Below are 19,587 nucleotides of genomic sequence, written 5' to 3'. Positions count from 1 at the left end.
GGGATACAGGGGCATTGATATTCGAGCTGTGGCTTGCATGGTAATGCTTCTGTATCTCTACTAAAAATTGCCAATTTTTCAGTAAATTTGAATACAAAAAGGCAAATTTCGTAGGGACACGATCTGCCGTGTCCCTTCGACATAAGTGGTTTAACGGTCAAGTCTGTGTAAGTCCTGGTAACGATTCTTGACGTTCCCACGGGTTGCCCTCTAGCCTGTATCGCATAAGATGTTCATGAACCGCGCCTTACTTCGTGAAGACGCGGATTGCCAGAGATAACCTGGCAGTAGAGACCTTCCCTGGACGGTCTGTACATGAATAGGGCATGAGTTGGTAAGGGACAATCACTTCTGAACGTTTCTCTAGTTCAGCTTAAATGTAGGTTCAGGAATCTCTCTTGACTGGGTAAATCCAGGACACACCCTTGCCAATGCCTGAAGAGACGTAAACATTTACACGAGTGGATTATCTCTATGAATCGTGTTCCAGTAGTTAGTAAAGAGGGAAAACCCTTGATGCCCACCAAGCCATCCAGGGCTAGGCGGTGGATAAAAGAGGGCAAAGCGGTCGGGAAATGGTCGGACTTGGGCGTATACCACGTTCAACTTACCGCACCATCGCGCCTAGCAGTGCAACCGATTGCTGTTGGGGTAGATCCGGGAAAATCGTACTCTGGCGTCGGTGTCCAGTCAGCTAAATGTACCCTGCTACAATTGCATCTTATCCTTCCATTTGGTCGCGTTAAAAAGCGGATGGAGACCCGCGCCATGCTACGACGGTCTCGGCGAGGCAGAAGGATTAACCGGGACGTTCCGTTTAAACTGCGTAACCACCGCCAATGCAGGTTCGACAATCGCAAACAGTGCAAACTCCCCCCATCCATTAAAGCCTCACGGCAGTTGGAGTTAAGGGTAGTCAAAGAGTTGGCGGCGATATTCCCGGTAACTGCAATTGGCTATGAGCGAGTTAGAGCTGACATAGACCAGACCAAACGCAAACGCGCCAAGTCGGGCAAAGGTTTCTCTCCGGTGATGACTGGTCAAAATTGGGCAATATCCCAGATGGAAAAAATCGCCCCTGTCTACGTCCGCGAAGGCTTCTCAAAGGATGGGAACGGCACATCTCAACTCCGAAGCCAACTAGGTCTAGAGAAGGATAAGACCAACAAATCTATAGCCAAACCGGAGACCCACGCAGTTGATGGAGTGGCATTGGCTTGCGGGTATTTCATCAAGTATGTCCCGTTTAATGGCTCTAACTCTCGCGGTTACACTCACTTTGGCAGCGTCAATATCACTCCCTCCCCATTCAAAATCATTACCCGTCCTGGCGCAGTAAAACGGGGGAAAGAGTATGGTTTTTTCCGCCGTCAATTGCACTTTGAAGTGCCGGACAAGTCAGGAAAAAGGAAGCGCAAAGGTGGGACAATCACCCCGTTTGGAGTTAGGATTGGTGACTTGGTAAAAGCCGAAAAAGCCGGAAAAGTCTATATTGGCTACGTCGGCGGATTCACTAAAACTAAAGATACCAAAAATATCTCTGTTTGTGACTACACCTGGAAACGTATTGGGCAATTTGCCCCCAGTAAAGTCGAGTTAATCAGGAGGAATAACGGCTTATGTGTAGCGTAAAGGAGATGGACGTCTCCATTCTTCCAGCGTCCCGCTATCCCTCCTCGGATTACTTCGTTGAATCCGAGGACTCCCGCGAACACGTTGAAGGCATAATGTTTGAGGAGTGAGCAGTTCAATGTGTGGAATCGTCGGTTATATCGGCACGCAACCAGCAACAGATATTTTAATGGCAGGGTTAGAACGACTCGAATATCGAGGCTATGATTCTGCCGGAATTGCCACCGTTTGGGAAGGGGAGATTCAGTGCGTTCGCGCTAAAGGCAAACTCTACAATTTACGAGAAAAACTGGAACGTACCGATAACCAAGCCCGACTTGGTATTGGACATACCCGTTGGGCAACTCACGGAAAACCGGAAGAATATAATGCCCATCCTCATACCGATACCCATCAGCGCGTGGCGGTGGTGCAAAATGGCATCGTGGAAAACTATCGGGAATTACGGGAAGACTTGAAAAAACGGGGACATGAATTCCGTTCTGATACCGATACCGAAGTGATTCCCCACCTGATTGCCGAGTTTCTCCCCGAACCCTCAACCCCGGATTTTCAACACCCGAATGCCTTCCTAGACGCCGTGCGCCAAGCGGTGAATCAACTCCATGGTGCGTTTGCGATCGCGATTATTTGTGCCGACTATCCCGATGAACTGATTGTCGCACGACAACAGGCTCCTTTAATCCTGGGATTTGGTCAAGGGGAATTCTTCTGTGCCTCCGATACTCCCGCCCTCGTCCCCCACACCCATGCGGTATTGAACCTAGAGAATGGGGAACTGGCACGGTTAACCCCCCTAGGGGCAGAAGTCTATAACTTTGCTGGGGAACGTCTTCGCAAATTCCCCCGCACCCTCAACTGGAATCCCGTACAAGTCGAAAAACAGGGATTCCGTCATTTCATGCTCAAAGAAATTTTTGAGCAACCGGGTGTAGTGCGAACTTGTTTAGAAGCTTATATTAGCAGTGATTGGTCTGCGGGAGAAAATGATAGCAGTAGCCCAATACCTGATCAAAACCCAGTCGCCGGAGACACCCCATCCATAACCACGCCGATACAATTGGGACTTCCTGAGTCGTTGTATGAAAACTTAGAACACGTCCAGATATTAGCCTGTGGTACCAGTTGGCACGCCAGTCTGGTGGGGAAATACCTGATCGAACAACTCGCTGGAATTCCCACGATGGTACAATATGCCTCAGAATTCCGCTATGCCCCCTCACCCTTGACGCGCAATACCCTCACCCTTGGCGTTACTCAATCGGGAGAAACTGCTGATACCTTAGCGGCGTTGGAGATGGAAAAACGACGGCGTACTGGTTTAGGACAAGAGTATCAGCCGCGACTGGTGGGGATTACCAATCGTTCCGAGAGTTCTCTGGCGCATTTAGTCCCGCATATTATTGAGACGTTTGCGGGAATGGAAATTGGTGTGGCGGCAACGAAAACCTTTGTCACTCAATTGGTGGTATTTTACTGTTTAGCTCTGGATTTAGCCTATCAACGCCAAACCCTACCCCCGTCACGGATTGCCGAAATTATTGCTGGGTTGCGTCAACTTCCCTCCCAGATTGAGTTGGTGTTATCGCGTCAGGAACATTATCTGGAAGAATTAGCCCATGAGTTTGACGAAACCCAAGATTTCATCTTTTTGGGGCGTGGGATTAATTTCCCCATTGCCTTAGAAGGGGCGTTGAAGCTTAAGGAAGTCAGCTATATTCACGCCGAAGGGTATCCAGCTGGGGAGATGAAACACGGACCCATTGCCCTCTTAGATGCTAAAGTACCCGTGGTTGCGATCGCGATGCCGGGTACTGTGTATGAAAAGGTGCTATCTAATGCCCAAGAAGCCAAGGCGCGAGATGCGCGATTAATTGGGGTGACACCCATGCATGATCCAGAAGCGGCTCAAACCTTTGATATTTTATTATCGGTACCCGTTGTTGAAGAATTACTGTCTCCAATTTTGGCAGTAATGCCTTTACAACTTTTGGCATATCATATTGCGGCGCGGCGGGGTTTAGATGTGGATCAGCCTAGGAATTTGGCAAAATCAGTCACGGTGGAATAAGTGCCAAACGTTATGTTCTAGAGTAAAAAGAAATGCCGAACAGCTTATTATACAGATGCCCCATCCCCTTGTGGGTGGGGTTGTTGACCGTTCTACTACTTAGGTCGAGATGCTTCACTCCGCTGTCGCTCCGTTCAGCATGACATTTCGCCACTATACTTCTATTCCTCACTATCGGCAAAATTGACGTTTTCATAAATATCGCTCAAATTGATCTGAAACCCGATTAAACCTAGTAAAACTCACGGATAAAACTTGATAAATCAATACTTTGTTCGTAGTAGGCACGAAGCGTGTCAGAAGCACTTTAGCGCTTACTATAAACTCTAAAGTCAGTGCTATTCACTTTAATGGTATGTCCCCTGGCGAAGCGCGATCGCATTAGACATGTCAATGATCGCATTCTTCTATTTTGGCTTATGTTTAGTCAGCCGTGCAATCCTGGGTACAATGATTGGCGTATCTATCATGACTGAACTATCATGAATCAACCGTTACGGACATTAGGTGTCGCCCCCAATGCTTGGGGAGTGAATGATGCGATCGCGGATCTCACTCGCCCCTCCCTAACCCCTCACCCCATTACCCTCACCACAGAAACCAAAAGCCTGCGCCTGGATTTAGTCAAATCTGCCATCCTGATCATCGACATGCAAAATGACTTCTGTCATCCCGATGGCTGGTTAGCCCATATTGGCGTAGACGTAACCCCCGCCCGTACTCCAATTGCATCCCTAACCGCGTTGCTTCCTCAGTTACGAGATATGAATGTTCCTGTGATTTGGGTGAACTGGGGAAATCGTCCCGACTTACTCAATATCAGTGCTGGATTGCGCCATGTTTATAATCCCACAGGTGCAGGAATTGGACTCGGTGATCCCTTGCCCAAAAATGGGGCAAAAGTGCTAACGAAAGACAGTTGGGCTGCCGCAATTGTGGATGGATTAAACCACCAACCCGAAGATATTTATATTGACAAATATCGCATGAGTGGTTTCTGGGATACTCCCTTAGATAGTATTTTACGCAATATGGGCAAAACCACTCTTTTCTTTGCTGGCGTCAACATTGATCAATGTGTCATGGCAACATTACAAGATGCTAACTTCCTGGGGTATGATTGTGTTTTGCTCAAAGATTGTGCGGCAACAACGTCTCCTGATTACTGCTTTAAAGCCACTATTTATAATGTTAATCAATGCTTTGGCTTTACCAGCGATTCTCAATTACTGCTTAAAGCGATAAAAGCCTAGTCCAAAAAGGCAGAAGGGAAGGAGTAAAGTAGCAAGGGAGAAGGAAATAATCACGGTTGACGAATGACCAATGATAAATAACAAATAACCAATGACAAATGACCAATGACAAATGACCAATGACAAATGAACAATTTTAGGAGAAAATTCCCATGGAATCCCGTTGTATGATTCCCGTTATGAAATCCCCCAAGGACTACCAATCCTATCGCATTAGTCCCCAGGATAGCAACCGTTTAGCCATTATCTTTGATCCGGCGATCGCGGATTCATCACTAACCGTTTGTGTGGAGATTTTTGATCAAGGCGGCAAAACTCCCCCGAATCGTCATCAAATTGCTGTAGAAATGTTTTTTATCCTTAAAGGGGAAGGAATTGCCCGTTGTGATGGCAAAAATGTGCCATTTCGGGCAGGAGATAGTTTATTAGTCCCGCCAACGGGTATTCATGAAATTATAAATACAGGTCAAGGTCGTTTATATGCGTTATGTTTTATGGTTCCTAATGAGGATTTTGTCGAACTTATTCGCAGCGGTATACCTGTAGATTTGGATGAGGAAGATTTTCGTGTATTAGGACGTACTGATGCTGTGGTTTCGTGTTAGGACACAGGGAATAGGGTAGGGTGGTAGAGATATAGTATACTACGTCTGGAACAGTCAGGGCGGGTTTTGCACAAATGTTATTATCAATAGCCAAAAGAAAGTCCCTAAACCCGCCCCTACAGACGCGCCATGACAGACGCGCCATGGCGCGTCTCTACACTTTCCCTTTTTTCCAATCCCTAATCCCTTGTTGCGCGATCGCGTGATGAATTCCATCAGGATAAATCTTGGCAACCTCAGGTTGTTGTTTTTCCACTTGATACTCATTCCAGACGGTAACGCGAGGATTGGCTGTCATATTAATATTATCAGTAAACTATTCTTTTTTTTATTATGCCAATAACAAATGACAAATGACAAATGACAAATGACAAATGACAAAAATTCATAAACAAACCGCATCAATATTAACCCGCGATGGAATTCGCCTAGATGCTGATATTTACTATCCCGATACTGATACAGACTTGCCCGTACTCCTGATGCGACAACCTTACGGAAAAGCGATCGCATCCACTGTCGTCTATGCCCATCCCTTCTGGTATGCCGCCCAGGGGTATATTGTCGTAATTCAGGATGTGCGGGGACGGGGGACATCTGTGGGAGAGTTTCAGCTATTTACCCACGAGGTTGCTGATGGAATTGATACCATTAACTGGGTGTCGCAGTTACCCGGTAGCAACGGACAGGTGGGCATGTATGGCTTTTCTTATCAGGGGATGACTCAACTGTATGCGGCATCAGCAAATCTGCCCGCGTTGAAAACAATTTGTCCGGCAATGATGGCGTATGATTTATATGCAGATTGGGCGTATGAAAATGGGGCATTTTGTTTCCACATTAATTTTGGGTGGGGTGTACAGTTAGCCGCCGAAACTGCCCGATTTAAAAATGATCCGATTGCCTATCAAATTCTCTATGCGGCATCTCGCAATTTGCCCTTTTATGACCTATCTCCCCGATTTACCGAATGTTTAAATAAATATACACCAAATTCTTTTTATGATGAATGGCTAAATCATCCTGAACCCGGAGATTATTGGCAAAAACTCTCACCTAACCTCGATGGTGTAGACTTGCCGATGCTGCATATTGGTGGCTGGTTTGATCCGTATCTGCGGGGTAATCTGCGTCTCTATAAAGACCTGGCAAATCGGAGTAAATTTCCCCAGCATCTGATTATAGGACCTTGGGCGCATCTGCCTTGGGGAAGGAAAGTTGGGGCAAGAGATTTTGGCGCAGAGGCGGTAAGTCCTGTGGATAGGTTACAAGTGCGTTGGTTTGACCAGTTTCTCAAGGGGATTGATACCGGATTGTTGGACAAACCGCCTGTCTATTTATTTGAAATGGGGAGTAATCAATGGCGTTATTTTGATTCGTGGTTACAAGATAATCAGAAATCCTACTTTCTTAGCAGTACAGGTTTAGCCAGTGTGCGAGACGATTCCGGGACTCTCCTATCCTGTCCGGTGGAAGACTCACGCTTGGGTGGAGACAAGGCAGAAGGTCAGAAAGAAGGGAATAATGATAGTTTAGGCGGACTTGATATTATTCCCCAATCTGAATCTCCGGCAAAATTGCCTGTATTACCTGCTGCAACCGATGTATTTGTTCATGATCCGTGGCGTCCAGTTCCAGCGTGGGGAGGTCATGCGACAATCCCGGCTGGGTCGTTTGATCGGTCTGCAATTGATAGTCGCACCGATGTTTTAACGTATAATTCGGCACCGTTTGCTGAAGATTTACATCTAATGGGTGATGTTGCAATTGAGGTTTTTTGCTATTCCGATACATCCAGTTTTGACCTCTGTGCCGTGTTATCTGAAGTGCTTCCGAATGGGATGGTTTATAATTTCACTCAGGGGTATGCGACTGTAAGTCTGGGTCAAGAAATAAAACCTGTTAGGATTGAACTCCAGCCGACTTGTATGAAAATTACCAAAGGGAATGGATTACGTCTGAGTCTAAGCGCCGCTTGTTTTCCAGCCTATCCGGTGAATCCAGGAACAGGCATATCGTCTGCTGCAATGTCCTTGATGGAAGCTCAAATCATTACACTTACGGTGAATTGTGGTGGAAACTTGACATCAAAACTTTTGTTACCAATCGCTTAAGTTTATCTTATATGATTGAGTTTTATTGAGGCGACGAAAAGGCTGAACTAACCACTCAACCAGGATTCGACAATTCCCCAGCTAAAACGGTATTAACCTTTTCCCTCTTTTGGAGCCAGAGAGAGCATAAATACTCAAACAAACTCGATGTACATTATACCTCACTAAACAAAAAATGGGAGCAATAAGCGTAGAGAAGGGAATGATCAAAATTTGTTGGTAAAGATGATTGAGGACTATGTAAAATAAGAGAAGTTATCGAGTTCTTTACATTTTTAGCTTATTGTAATAGCTTTTGAGAACTGTTAAAAAGCTAAGACCTTGACATCAAAGCCACACTCCTGTCGTTCTTGCGCTAATCACGATCAATTTCAGATGGGGTTGGGATATCCAATCAGTAGCCCAAGAGCGAAGGACTGAAACTATAAGCGACAACTCATATCCAACCTGATCGTGGCGAATCATGCGCCGACGACGAACAGCGCCTAGCTCAATGGTTAGCGCTCAAGGTCTAACACGGATCCCCCAAGCTAAACCCAGTCAATAGTTTTGACGTTTGACCAATGATGAACAAACCACCCTTTCTAGAAACGACCCCCCAAGATAATCATCAGCAACCGTTGGCACAGCCTCATAAGTCTTGGCGTCCCCGTCATTTTCTAGTTTGGATGGTAGTGGGTCTAACCACCGTAGCGATTGGCGCTGTCGCCGCAGTCAGCTATTTTGGCGTGCGCCAGCTAATCCTAGAAAACATCAAACAAAACGCGCTCAATTCAGTGCAAGCAGAAGCCAGTGAAATCGATCGCTGGTTAGCCACGCGCAAGGCTGAAGTCGAAACGATCGCCAGTACCCCGATCCTGCGATCGATGGACTGGTCGCAGATTAAACCGTACTTGCAACGAGAAGTCCAACGCAGCCGGGATTTTACCTCGTTTTCTGTGATCAGGGCGGATGGAACCTTTCAAAGCAGCAATGAAGGTCAGGGGAATGTTCAAGATCGCCAACATTTCCAACAGGCGATGGCGGGAAAAGTGTATGTCTCTGATCCCCTAATCAGTCGGGCGACCGAATTACCGATTATTGCCATTGCCGCCCCGATTGTGGCAATGCCCCCTCAGCCTCCCCTAACCGTTGGTACAACGGCGGGTGCGATCGATATTGAGCGTGTGGAAGAAGTTGTTGAAAATATATCCTATGGCAAGGATAGCTACGCCTTTGCCCTCAACTCTAGAGGCGTGCCGATTGTTTATCCAGAGGAAAAACCCTTAGGAACTGAAAGAAAACCTGATTCCAGTTTACTGGAGTCAACCGAACCGGATCTAGCCGCGATCGCTCGCCAGATGGTGAACCAAGAACAAGGAATTCAACAGGCAAACTTGTTCGGGGAATCCGTTTACGTGGCGTATGTCCACCTAGAAGAGGCAAACTGGTCAATTGCCTTAGTCATGAACAATGAGAAAATAGAAAGTCCAATCTGGTCACTCAACTTGCTAGCTATCGTTCTGGTTGCCCTCTTGTTCGTTGCCATATTTTTCATCAGGCGACAGGTGAAACTCTTTGAGATGACACGGGCTAAAGCCGCCAAAGAAGCACTGCTCAATCGCTTGACCAATCGCATTCATTCCTCACTCGACCTAGATCGCACCTTACCCGCTACTTTAGAAGAATTGACATCGCTGCTGGGCTTAGAACGAGTCATTTTCGGCTGGTTGCTCGACAATCAGACGTTAAGAATTGCATATATGTACACGGAGGAGGGTTTATCGAGCGAATGTAGACAGTTAAAGATAGCGACGTCCGGTAACTTAGAGACTCAGTTACGCAAGGGTGAGACCGTTGATTTTAAAGTATCCATGATCAATGGTCAATCAGATAATGCTGGTTTAGAAAACACCCCAGATAACCCTTTCTCGTCCCATCCTGCTACCTCTTCAGAGGAAACCTATATCCTGGAAAATGGTCACTATTCAGCGATTCCCATCCGTCCTCAAACCGGATTCTTGGGCTATTTAATCTGTATCCACGCCACAAGTTGGTCGTGGAGTCCCAGCGACATCGAACTATTAGAAGCCATTTCTAAACAAATTGCCAGTGCTTGCACCCAATCCCATCTCTACACGAAAACCCAAGATCAAATCCAACTTCTCGACAATACCTTAGACTCATTAGAGCGAGAACGCCGACAACTGCAACAAGTGATCGCCAGTGCGCCCATGGCAATGGCAATGTTTGACAAGGAAATGCGCTATATGGCTCATTCCCAAAAGTGGCTCACGGTGCAAGGGCTTGAGGGGGAATCCATCATTGGTCGCTGCCATTACGAGATGATCCCAGATGTACCGGAACACTGGAAGCAGATTCATCAACGGGCGCTCACGGGGCAAGTGATCACTAACCCAGAAGATGTCTGGGAACGTAGCGATGGTTCTATCGTTTACATGCGCTGGGCAATTAACCCCTGGTATACTCCGAATGGTCAAGTGGGTGGGATTGTCATTGCCACCGACCAGATTAACGAATTAGTCGAAGCCAGAGAAGCGGCACTGGAAGCGGTACGGTTTAAGTCCAAGTTTCTGGCGAACATGAGTCATGAAATTCGCACGCCGATGAATGGCGTCTTAGGCATGGTGGGACTCCTGTTACAGACTCAACTCACGCTGCGACAGCGAGACTATGCCCAAACGATTCGCCGTAGTGCTGACCATTTACTGACCATCATCAACGATATTCTGGATTTCTCCAAGCTAGAAGCTGGAGAAATGGAACTCGAAACCATTGAGTTTGACCTAGATGGCTGTATCGAATCGGTTCTTGATGTGCTAGCCACTCAAGCCGAAGAGAAGAAGTTAGAATTGGCAACCTTAATTGACCGCCAAGTCCCCCGACAACTCAAAGGTGATCCGGCTAGACTGCGACAGGTTCTGTTAAATCTAGCAAATAATGCCCTCAAGTTTACACCCCAAGGGGAAGTGGTTATCCATGTCACCTTAGAAACCGCTACCTCCAAAAATGCCACGCTCCACTTTGCCGTGTCCGATACAGGAGTGGGCATTTCCCCAGAAGGTCAAGAAAAACTCTTCCAATCCTTTTCCCAAGTTGATAACTCGACCACTCGTCAATATGGCGGCACAGGCTTAGGGTTAGCTATCTGCAAACAGTTGGTCGATTTGATGGGCGGCGAAATCGGCGTGGAAAGTCAGGTGGGTAAAGGGTCCACGTTCTGGTTTACGGCAAAATTTGACACCCAAACGAACGCTGAATCTCCCACCACTCCCTTTGCCCTCACCCATCTAAAACTGTTGGTCGTTTCCGAAAGTCGCACTACCCGCCAATCAGTGCGTTACTTAGTCAATACCTGGGGAATTGGGATTGATGAAGCCAACTCCGCAGAACTGTCCCTAGATGCCCTGCGCCAAGCTGCTGCGGTTAACCAGCCTTATGATGTGGTGATCTGTGATTGGCAACTGCCCCAAATCGAGGATGGGTCCCTGATTAAAACTATTCGCTCTGATTCAGCGTTGAGCCATACCAAAGCCGTGGTGATGACACCGATGAATCAACGGGATCAAGTCGAACAATTACTGTCTATGGGAGCGGCGAGTTATTTGCTCAAGCCTGTGAGAGCCTCACGGCTATTTGATAGTTTAATGGCGGCTGTAGCGCCCGAAATGATTAAAGAACAGCAGGAGGAAGAACTAGCCCAACATACAACGACTGGAGACTTCACTCATAAACAACCTGCGACTCCTCTGAATATCCTCTTAGCTGAAGATCACCCGATCAATCAACAAGTTATTCTCAATCAGTTACAGATGTTAGGTTATGAGGCTGACTGCGCCCCCAATGGTCAAGTTGTCCTGGAATTAGTCGAGCAAAATTCCTACGATATCATTCTCATGGACTGTCAGATGCCTGTTCTGGATGGCTATGCGACTACCACTAAATTGATTGAGCGTTACGGTAGCACTCATCCGGTTATTATTGCTCTAACCGCTCATGCGTTTCCTGAAGATCGAGAACGATGTGCGGCAGTTGGTATGGATGACTATATCAGTAAACCTGTTGATGAGGAAATGTTGAGCGAACGGTTAGAGTATTGGGCAACCAAGATTAGACATGATGAAGACAAAGGGCAAATGGCAGATGACTCTATGAAGGCAGAGGACAAAGGGCAGATGAAAGAAGGAAACGAGAAGGCAGAGGACAAAGGGCAGATGGCAGATGGTAAGGAAGACATTAACTCAACACTCAACACTTCCCCAATTAACTGGGAACACCTTGAGCGTGTCACCCTCGGTAAAAAATCGGCTCAAGAACGACTGTTGCACGCTTTTATCGAACATGCGGAAGCGGATTTAAAAGATATCCAAACCGGAATTGCCGCCGAAGATTATGAACAAATCTATGCCAAAGCCCATCGGTTGAGAGGATCAAGTGCCAATTTAGGCATGGACGCGATCGCAGAATTAGCCGCCCAAGTCGAAAACCATGGACGTTCCGGTTCTCTAGCCGCGATCAAAGAAAACGTTACTGAGTTAGAACGACAACTAACTGCGGCTTGCGAATACATCCGCAACATGAATGATAAATCATAAATTTCCTTTTCCCTGACAAATGACCAATGACTAATGACAAATGACTAATGACCAATGACAAATGACTAATGACAAATGACAAATGACAAATGACAAATAACCATGGCAAAAATCCTCGCCGTTGATGATGATATAACCGTCCAAATCATTCTCCAAGAATTGTTAGAGAGTGAAGGTCATGAAGTTCTGCTAGCGGATGATGGAGAAGCGGCACTCCGACAAACCCAAAAACTTAAACCTGACTTAATCATCTGCGATTGGATGATGCCTAAACTCGATGGCTTAGAACTGTGCCGCCGCATCAAGGCAGATCCGCAATTAGCAACCATTTTTCTGATTCTACTAACCATACGTGAACAAGTCGCCGATCGCGTCCAAGGGTTAGATTCGGGGGCGGATGATTTTCTCTCAAAACCCATTGAACCCAGTGAATTGCAAGCCAGGGTGCGTTCGGGATTACGGCTGCATCAATTAAACAAACAACTTTCACAAGCTCTGCACGATCTCAAGCAAACTCAATCTCAATTAGTTCAGAGTGAAAAAATGTCCAGCTTGGGTCAAATGATCGCTGGAATTGCTCATGAAATTAATAATCCAGTTACATTCATTCATGGCAACTTATCCTACATCGAGGACTATAGCCAAGACTTGTTCGATCTAGTTGAATCCTATCAACAAGAGTATCCCCATCCGAGTCCGCGTCTGCAAGACAAAATAACTGATGTGCATCTTGACTTTTTAAGCCAAGATTTTCCCAAAGTATTGGCTTCGATGAAAGTCGGCACTCAACGCCTACGAGAATTGGTGTTATCCTTGCGGAAGTTTTCCCGGCTCGATGAAGCTGAACGGAAACCAGTCGATCTTCATGAAGGAATAGAAAGCGCTCTTTTTCTAGTCCAACATCGCTTATCCACTTCCGCCGGACAGCCCGGAATTAAAATCATAAAAGAATACAGCGACCTGCCCCCATTTGAATGCTATCCAGGACAACTTAATCAGGTTTTTATCCACATTATTAATAATGCTATTGATGCTTTAGAAATGGATCAAGAAAAAGAGCAAGATAACAGATATTTACCTCAAACTATCCCAACGATTAAAATTCAAACGACTCTGCAAAACGACGGTCAAGTAATTATTTGTATTATTGATAATGGAATTGGCATATCCGACAGTGTAAAACCTCGAATATTTGATCCGTTTTTCACCACAAAACCTGTGGGTAAAGGTAGAGGATTAGGGCTATCAATTGCCCATCAAATTGTGGTAAATCAGCATGGCGGTGAGTTGGAGTGTGTTTCTCAACCGGATGTCGGAACTGAGATGATTATTAAACTTCCGTTTAAAAAATGTTTGCTAAATTAAGCTGATTTATAACATCATAAATTATTTTTGCCGCTTTGTACTCTGGAACTCTCTGCCTGGTTTCCGCTACTGATTCTGATCCGAGGAATTTTAAAGATTTGTAACAGTCCGCTCACTTTTGCATAAAATTTTCCCTCTATCTGTGACTAAATCAATACAGACTTAAAACATTACAGCAACGTTTGTTTTTCCATGCTTAATCTTAAAGATGCCCTGTTTGCCTTTATCTTGGTTGCACTCCTGATTCTGGTGGGGCGGTTGATTCACCAAAAAGTCCGCTGGATACAGAAACTCTACATTCCCGAATCCATCGTCGCTGGCGTGGTGGCGCTGGTGTTGGGACCTGAGGTTCTGGGTGCGATCGCGGGTTCAGGTTCACCCCTAGCCAATGGCGTCTTTCCGGAATCCATTCGGGAGGTGTGGTCACAGTCTCCTGGGGTATTCATCAATATTGTCTTCGCCGCCTTGTTTTTGGGTGAATCGATTCCCCATCCCCGAGACATCTGGAATAAAGCCGCACCTCAAGTTGTATTTGGGCAAAGTCTGGCGTGGGGACAATATGTGGTGGGTATTTTACTCACATTGCTGATCCTCATCCCTTTATTTGGGATCGATCCGACAGCGGCGGCTTTAATTGAAATCGCCTTTGAAGGGGGACATGGTACAGCCGCAGGGATGGCGGGAACGTTTCAAGAGTTGGGGTTTCCCGATGGCGCTGACTTAGCGGTAGGATTAGCCACGGTAGGGATTGTGTCGGGGATTGTCACGGGAACGGTACTGGCGAATTGGGGAAGACGTAAAGGCTATGTCCAAAGCATTCAGCAAAATGTAGCTGAACCGGAATGGTTTGAAGATTACACCCACAGTGAAACCCCGCAAATCCGCAGGGCGCGATCTCGACTGATGCGGAATATGTTGATTGATCCGCTATCGCTGAACTTCGGCTTTGTTGGATTAGCGATCGCGATCGGTTGGTTACTTCTGCAAGGATTAATCTGGATCGAGTCAGTGACATGGGGTATAGGCGGATTTGAAATGATGACTTATGTCCCCCTCTTTCCCATGGCGCTAGTAGGCGGAATTATTGTCCAGTTACTCATGGAACGGTTAGGACTGCATCCGCTAATTATTCGCCCTTTAATGAATAATATTGCTGGAGTCGCCTTAGATATTGTTGTCGTTACCGCCTTAGCCACCATTTCTCTAACCGTACTCGGAGAAAACTTCGGTTCTTTTCTGCTGCTGAGTGTCGCTGGGATAACTTGGAATATTTTTGCCTTCCTTTATCTCGCCCCTCGCGTGATTCCCTCTTACTGGTTTGAACGGGGGCTAGGTGATTTAGGACAATCGATGGGAGTCACGGCAACGGGTATTTTATTATTGCGAATGGTTGACCCCGACAATCGCTCTGGTGCCTTTGAAAGTTTTGCCTACAAACAGTTATTTTTTGAACCCATTGTTGGCGGTGGATTATTCACCGCAGCCGCACCAAGTCTAATTGCTAAATTCGGTCTAGTGTCCATCTTGTTTCTCACTAGCGGGATTCTCGTCGCTTGGCTGATTTTTGGATTTCTGGCGTTTGGTAAACAGGCGAGACGAGCTAGAAAATCGGAAAAAGGGATTGAATAGGGAAAGGGGTTGGCGGTGTAGAGACGTAGCATGCTACGTCTCTACACCGCTTCTATCGTACCTATCTTAAAATGAGCATATCCACGAATCAGAAGGTATCTAGTTGGCTTTTTAGTCCCGGATTGCGGTCACGGGGTTTGTAGGAAAGTATGCTATCCGTCTGCTTTTACATTGTAAGATCCATGCTCACACATCACCGCTTACCTGTTTGCCTTTCGGTTGTATCGACGGATCTGCCGATTTGGTTCACGATCGAAACGGCGGCTACGCTGTATCAAAAAGAACGCGATCGCTTTCACTTACTCTTGAGAGAACCCCCACTCCCGGAATGGGAATTCCGACACCCTCCCCAAACTAGCCCCACGGATGTCGTTAAGCGCACTCCCCAGCGACTCTTGTGGCTAGAAATTTCCCCCTATCGGATGATTATGACGATGCAGGCAAACGATAACTTAAGTTATCGTCACCGTTGGGAGCGAGGGGTTTATGGTATCAGTCGCTATTGGCTTCATGAAAAGGCGACAAAGAACCATCAGTCTTTGCAACTGCGAAATTATACCCGGATGCTGAAACTAGAGGGATACCCCTTACCCCAAAGCTTGGAACTTGACTATGAACTCTGGTCTGGTAAGGTGCGCCTGGGTCACTACCTGCTTCGGCTACAGATGTATCATTGATGGGATTAAGTTAAGTTCGGTAAACCCAATATTGTTTATTAAGGAACATTAAGATTGAAATAAACTTTCTTACGATGCGTGACTTAGTACATTTGCAGAGGGGGAACTTCAGATTAAAATTTTCGTTTGGGAATCGCATATCTGATGCCTCCCTTTTTACCCATAACATCTCCCTGGTAACGCGGGAGAACATGAATACTGGTGTGCATCATTTTTTGTCCCGCCTCTCGATTCACATTGAATCCCACATTAAACCCATCGGGATGAAATTGATCGGTTAAAAACTCTTGGACTTTGTTAACCATGAACCAGCAAGCGGATTGTTCTTTAAAGTCCAGATCAAAATAATTGGCAACATGACGTTTAGGAATCACCAGAACATGACCTTTACTAGCTGGATACCCATCGAACATGGCATAAGCTGTGGCTGACTCGGTTAGGACTCGCAGACTTCTGCGGGGGTTACAAAAGATGCACTTATTTTCTGAATGTCTTTGATAGTTATAATGAACGTATTCGTAAATTTCGCAATACTCGTCTAGGTGAATGGATTGAAATGGGAGTTTGACTATGCACTGATAGGTGGGCTTTTTATGAATATAATGTTCTCGAAATCCTTCTTTTTTTAGATCTCGCCTCACGGCATAATACGCTTTTCCGCCAGGTTTCAATAAATGGGAAACGTTCATGAGAACCGTTGCTTGTTCTTCAGCAAAGAGAACATTTAACACATAAAAGCAGAGGATGGTATCAAATTTAATCGTGGGGTATTCGCGGAAATAGTAGGGGTCATATCCGGTGATATCAAAGCCTTTTTGCCGCAAAAGTTTGACATCATTACCCAAACCACAACCAAAGTCTAAAATTTTGCCGTGAAGCAGCTTTTTATCAACGAGAAGCTGTCCGGGAAAGGAGAGATAAACTCTGTCTTTTGCGGTGAGATGACTGAATGTATTGGCTTGCTTTTTCATCGGACAGGAACTCCCCCCAAAAGCCACAGTTGCCCGCAAACTACAATTAGGTTGGGTTAGATATACCGTAGGGTGGGCAATGCCCACCAACCTTAAATCAGTGACCTTCGTATTAGGTTAAATGGCACTGACTTTAGAGTTTGTAGTAAGCGCTAAAGCGCTTACTACGAACCCAGCTTAAGTCAGCTACATTCGTATTAGGTTGGGTTTCGACTTCGCTCAACCCAACCGAAAAAGTAAAATGAGCGGATTAGCGATTAATCGATGATCGCATTGACTAAGACTTCGGCTAGTAGGGACGGTTTAACTGATAACATTATTAATCAAACCAATAACTTTAGTAAACCCGCCCCGCTTAAGGTTCAATCCTGAATCGCATTCAACAAGATTTCAGGTAACGTCATATCTGCCATATCATCCAGGGTAACGGTGTCAACGATATCGAATTTGGCACCCGCCCCTTGCAATTCATCATCGAGAATCTTGAGAAATCGCGTGGCTGTGGGATCGTTACCGACTTGAATCATAGAAATGGCTAATTCTTCATCCCGATCCATCTGACGCGACGCTTCCACAATCACTCGCATCACAGCTTTGCGATCGTCCGGTTCCCCATCGGTGATGACTAAAATGGTTTCGCCTTCGGGTTTGGTTTGTCCGGCTGATTTGCGCTGAAAGTAGCTATTCAGTGCATCCTGAAGTACACTAGCCAAGTCAGTCCGTCCCATGGGGTCATTTTCTAAGAAGATTTGTCCCACTTTGTCTGAGATAACGTTATCGTAGCGTTTAAAGCGACTGGAAAAAAGGTAAACGGTTATACCATCGGGGTCAAACTGTTCACATTTTCGGGCGAGGGCGAGAGTTGATTCTTGGGCGGTATACCAACGGGTTTGCCCACCGGGTTGGTCAGGCGTTGACATGCTGCCACTTTTATCGATGATTAGGGTGTAGTCGCGGTTTTCCATAATTGAATCTGCCATAACACTGATTTCGCGGATTTATATAGAGAGATTGGGGTGGAGATTTGGGATTTTGGTCACACTGATTTCACGGATTTATGAGAGCGATCGGGCTGGGGATGTCCGAGGGTAGTAGCACTGATTACACGCTCGGTTTTGGTACTCAAGGGCGGGTGTATGTCAACGCAAGTAGGTTGGGTTGAGGAACAAAACCCAACGAGAGCAGGTGAGCTTGAACATCTTGTACAAACCTGATCTGCTCCCCTCAACTGTTGATTACTTTTTAGTCTACCTCTATGCGTACCTGAGGTCATACACCTTTTGGTTGAATGTCACCAACTTAAGGGTGGTGGGCATTGCCCACCCTACGGTATATCCTGACTTTTCACGAGAAGTATAGAAACCTGAGCCGGGGCGGGCGCGAGTCACTTATGGGTGCAACCGAAAAGATAGTAGTGAAACCCGCCCCTACAGGATGCTGCTAGCGAATTTAACATTTTGCCCTGGAATGACCGAAATACGTTAGAGCCGCTAACGATTTTATTGGCTTTGAGCGTTCTTTTATCACATTCGCAAGCATTGTCCTACAGGTTACAGGATTAGGATTATTTCCATCCTGCCCGATCCATTAATTTCACGGCTTCTGGGTTCTTTTCTCCATAACTGACGACATCTAACTCTGATTCTTTGAAGTCGCCAAAGTCAGCCACAACGGGATTGGGTTCCATATCTGTTACGACAGGATACTCATTCGCTTGATTGGCAAAGATTTCCTGGGCTTCGGGTGTCACCAGGTACTCTAGAAACTTAACGGCATTCTCTTGGTTCGGTGCATTGGTAACTACACCACCACCACTGATGTTGATATGAGTCCCATCGGCGGTTTGATTAGGGAAGAACACGTCTACTTTTTCCGCTACGTCTTGATCTTCGGCTGCATCGGATTTTTTGAGACGGGCTAAATAGTAATGGTTAACGATCGCAACATCACATTGACCGGCGGCTACGGCTTTAATTTGCGCCGTGTCATTTCCTTCGGGGGGACGGGCAAAGTTATCCACTAAGCCTTTGACCCAGTTTTCTGTCTCTTCCATCCCTTTGCCTTCGATTTTAGAGGCGACTAAGGATTGGTTGTAGATATTTTCGGAACTGCGGATGCACACTCGTCCTTTCCATTCGGGTTCGGCTAAGGCTTCATAAGTGGAGAGTTCCTCTGGCTGAACGTTCTCTTTGTTATAGACAATGATTCGCGCCCGTTTGGATAACCCAAACCATTCTCCTTGGGGATCACGGAGATTGGCGGGAACGGCTGATTCTAAGGTTTCTGAGGAAATGGGTTGTAACAAGCCTTCCTCTTGTGCCCGCCACAGGCGCCCCACGTCAACGGTAATTAATACGTCCGCCGGACTGTTTTCGCCTTCACTCTTGATCCGTTCGATCAACTCATCGGCGTCTCCTTCAATCAGGTTCACCTCGATTCCCGTTTCTTCGGTGAAGTTCTCGTAGAGGGCATCATCGGTGTCATAATGGCGGGCGGAATAGAGGTTAATTTCTCCCGCATCGGCTGTGTTTTCAGCCGCGCCATCTGTACTTGCAGTATCGGCGGGTTCGTTGGGATTTGAACAGCTTGCAACGACTAACAGGGCGAGTCCAGAGCAGAGTCCAATTATACTACGTCTAGTAATTTTCATTAGTGAACCAGTCTTTTTGTGATTT

Annotated in this window: 15 protein-coding genes; 9 read left to right on the top strand and 6 right to left on the bottom strand. The window is 46.3% G+C overall.

The annotated features are described in order from the left end of the window. Nucleotides 1-474 precede the first annotated feature (474 nt). The 3 genes from RIG27_RS12535 (at nt 475) to RIG27_RS12525 (ending at nt 4,956) form a co-directional block, all read left to right on the top strand. Complete coding sequence (locus tag RIG27_RS12535) at nt 475-1,632, top strand: RRXRR domain-containing protein (protein ID WP_446345558.1); 1,158 nt, start codon at nt 475-477, stop codon at nt 1,630-1,632. Between the two features lie 118 nt (nt 1,633-1,750). Continuing rightward, nucleotides 1,751-3,703: a glutamine--fructose-6-phosphate transaminase (isomerizing) gene (gene glmS, locus RIG27_RS12530; protein ID WP_446345556.1), complete on the top strand. Its 1,953-nt coding sequence runs from the start codon at nt 1,751-1,753 to the stop codon at nt 3,701-3,703. A gap of 482 nt (nt 3,704-4,185) precedes the next feature. Continuing rightward, complete coding sequence (locus tag RIG27_RS12525; RefSeq protein WP_446345554.1) at nt 4,186-4,956, top strand: cysteine hydrolase family protein; 771 nt, start codon at nt 4,186-4,188, stop codon at nt 4,954-4,956. Here RIG27_RS12525 and RIG27_RS12520 read toward each other — a convergent pair. Continuing rightward, a complete protein-coding gene (locus RIG27_RS12520) occupies nt 4,930-5,082 on the bottom strand; it encodes a hypothetical protein (protein ID WP_446345552.1) in 153 nt (50 codons plus the stop codon). The genes RIG27_RS12525 and RIG27_RS12520 overlap by 27 nt on opposite strands. A 26-nt stretch (nt 5,083-5,108) precedes the next feature. On the opposite strand from RIG27_RS12520, the gene RIG27_RS12515 reads away from it, so the two are divergent. Beyond that, the gene (locus RIG27_RS12515; RefSeq protein WP_446342277.1) at nt 5,109-5,561 is read left to right on the top strand and encodes a cupin domain-containing protein; all 453 of its coding nucleotides are present in this window, start codon (nt 5,109-5,111) and stop codon (nt 5,559-5,561) included. 154 nt (nt 5,562-5,715) lie between these two features. On the opposite strand, the gene RIG27_RS12510 is transcribed toward RIG27_RS12515, so the two are convergent. Further along, on the bottom strand, nt 5,716-5,859 hold the full coding sequence (locus RIG27_RS12510) for a hypothetical protein (protein WP_446345550.1): 144 nt from the start codon (nt 5,857-5,859) through the stop codon (nt 5,716-5,718). Nucleotides 5,860-5,935: 76 nt separating this feature from the next. On the opposite strand from RIG27_RS12510, the gene RIG27_RS12505 reads away from it, so the two are divergent. Further along, complete coding sequence (locus RIG27_RS12505; protein ID WP_446345548.1) at nt 5,936-7,675, top strand: CocE/NonD family hydrolase; 1,740 nt, start codon at nt 5,936-5,938, stop codon at nt 7,673-7,675. Between the two features lie 563 nt (nt 7,676-8,238). Beyond that, nucleotides 8,239-12,270 carry a response regulator gene (locus tag RIG27_RS12500; RefSeq protein ID WP_446345547.1) on the top strand — a complete coding sequence of 1,344 codons (4,032 nt, stop codon included), beginning with the start codon at nt 8,239-8,241 and terminating at the stop codon, nt 12,268-12,270. Nucleotides 12,271-12,300: 30 nt separating this feature from the next. Here the strand turns inward: RIG27_RS12500 and RIG27_RS12495 are convergent, their stop codons facing one another. Beyond that, the gene (locus tag RIG27_RS12495; protein WP_446345545.1) at nt 12,301-12,426 is read right to left on the bottom strand and encodes a hypothetical protein; all 126 of its coding nucleotides are present in this window, start codon (nt 12,424-12,426) and stop codon (nt 12,301-12,303) included. A 3-nt stretch (nt 12,427-12,429) separates the two neighbouring features. Between RIG27_RS12495 and RIG27_RS12490 the strand changes: the two genes are divergently transcribed. The 3 genes from RIG27_RS12490 to RIG27_RS12480 all read left to right on the top strand — a co-directional run bounded on the left by RIG27_RS12490 (nt 12,430) and on the right by RIG27_RS12480 (nt 15,941). Then, complete coding sequence (locus RIG27_RS12490) at nt 12,430-13,635, top strand: sensor histidine kinase (RefSeq protein WP_446345543.1); 1,206 nt, start codon at nt 12,430-12,432, stop codon at nt 13,633-13,635. Nucleotides 13,636-13,827: 192 nt separating this feature from the next. Continuing rightward, entirely contained in the window at nt 13,828-15,264 is a 1,437-nt protein-coding gene (locus RIG27_RS12485; RefSeq protein ID WP_446345541.1) for a sodium/glutamate symporter, read from the top strand. A gap of 182 nt (nt 15,265-15,446) precedes the next feature. Further along, nucleotides 15,447-15,941 carry a hypothetical protein gene (locus RIG27_RS12480; RefSeq protein WP_446342265.1) on the top strand — a complete coding sequence of 165 codons (495 nt, stop codon included), beginning with the start codon at nt 15,447-15,449 and terminating at the stop codon, nt 15,939-15,941. Between the two features lie 113 nt (nt 15,942-16,054). Here the strand turns inward: RIG27_RS12480 and RIG27_RS12475 are convergent, their stop codons facing one another. The 3 genes from RIG27_RS12475 to RIG27_RS12465 form a co-directional block, all read right to left on the bottom strand. Next, nucleotides 16,055-16,912 carry a bifunctional class I SAM-dependent methyltransferase/HIT family protein gene (locus tag RIG27_RS12475; RefSeq protein ID WP_446342263.1) on the bottom strand — a complete coding sequence of 286 codons (858 nt, stop codon included), beginning with the start codon at nt 16,910-16,912 and terminating at the stop codon, nt 16,055-16,057. A 362-nt stretch (nt 16,913-17,274) separates the two neighbouring features. After that, nucleotides 17,275-17,880, bottom strand: coding sequence for a vWA domain-containing protein (locus tag RIG27_RS12470; RefSeq protein WP_446345594.1), 606 nt, complete (start codon nt 17,878-17,880; stop codon nt 17,275-17,277). A gap of 596 nt (nt 17,881-18,476) precedes the next feature. Next, nucleotides 18,477-19,562 (bottom strand): Fe(3+) ABC transporter substrate-binding protein, encoded by a 1,086-nt coding sequence (locus RIG27_RS12465; protein ID WP_446345539.1) that lies wholly within the window; start codon nt 19,560-19,562, stop codon nt 18,477-18,479. Nucleotides 19,563-19,587: the final 25 nt, after the last annotated feature.

Source organism: Coleofasciculus sp. F4-SAH-05 (assembly GCF_040222985.1).
GTDB lineage: Bacteria > Cyanobacteriota > Cyanobacteriia > Cyanobacteriales > Coleofasciculaceae > Coleofasciculus > Coleofasciculus chthonoplastes.
This window is presented reverse-complemented; position numbering and strand designations above follow the sequence as displayed.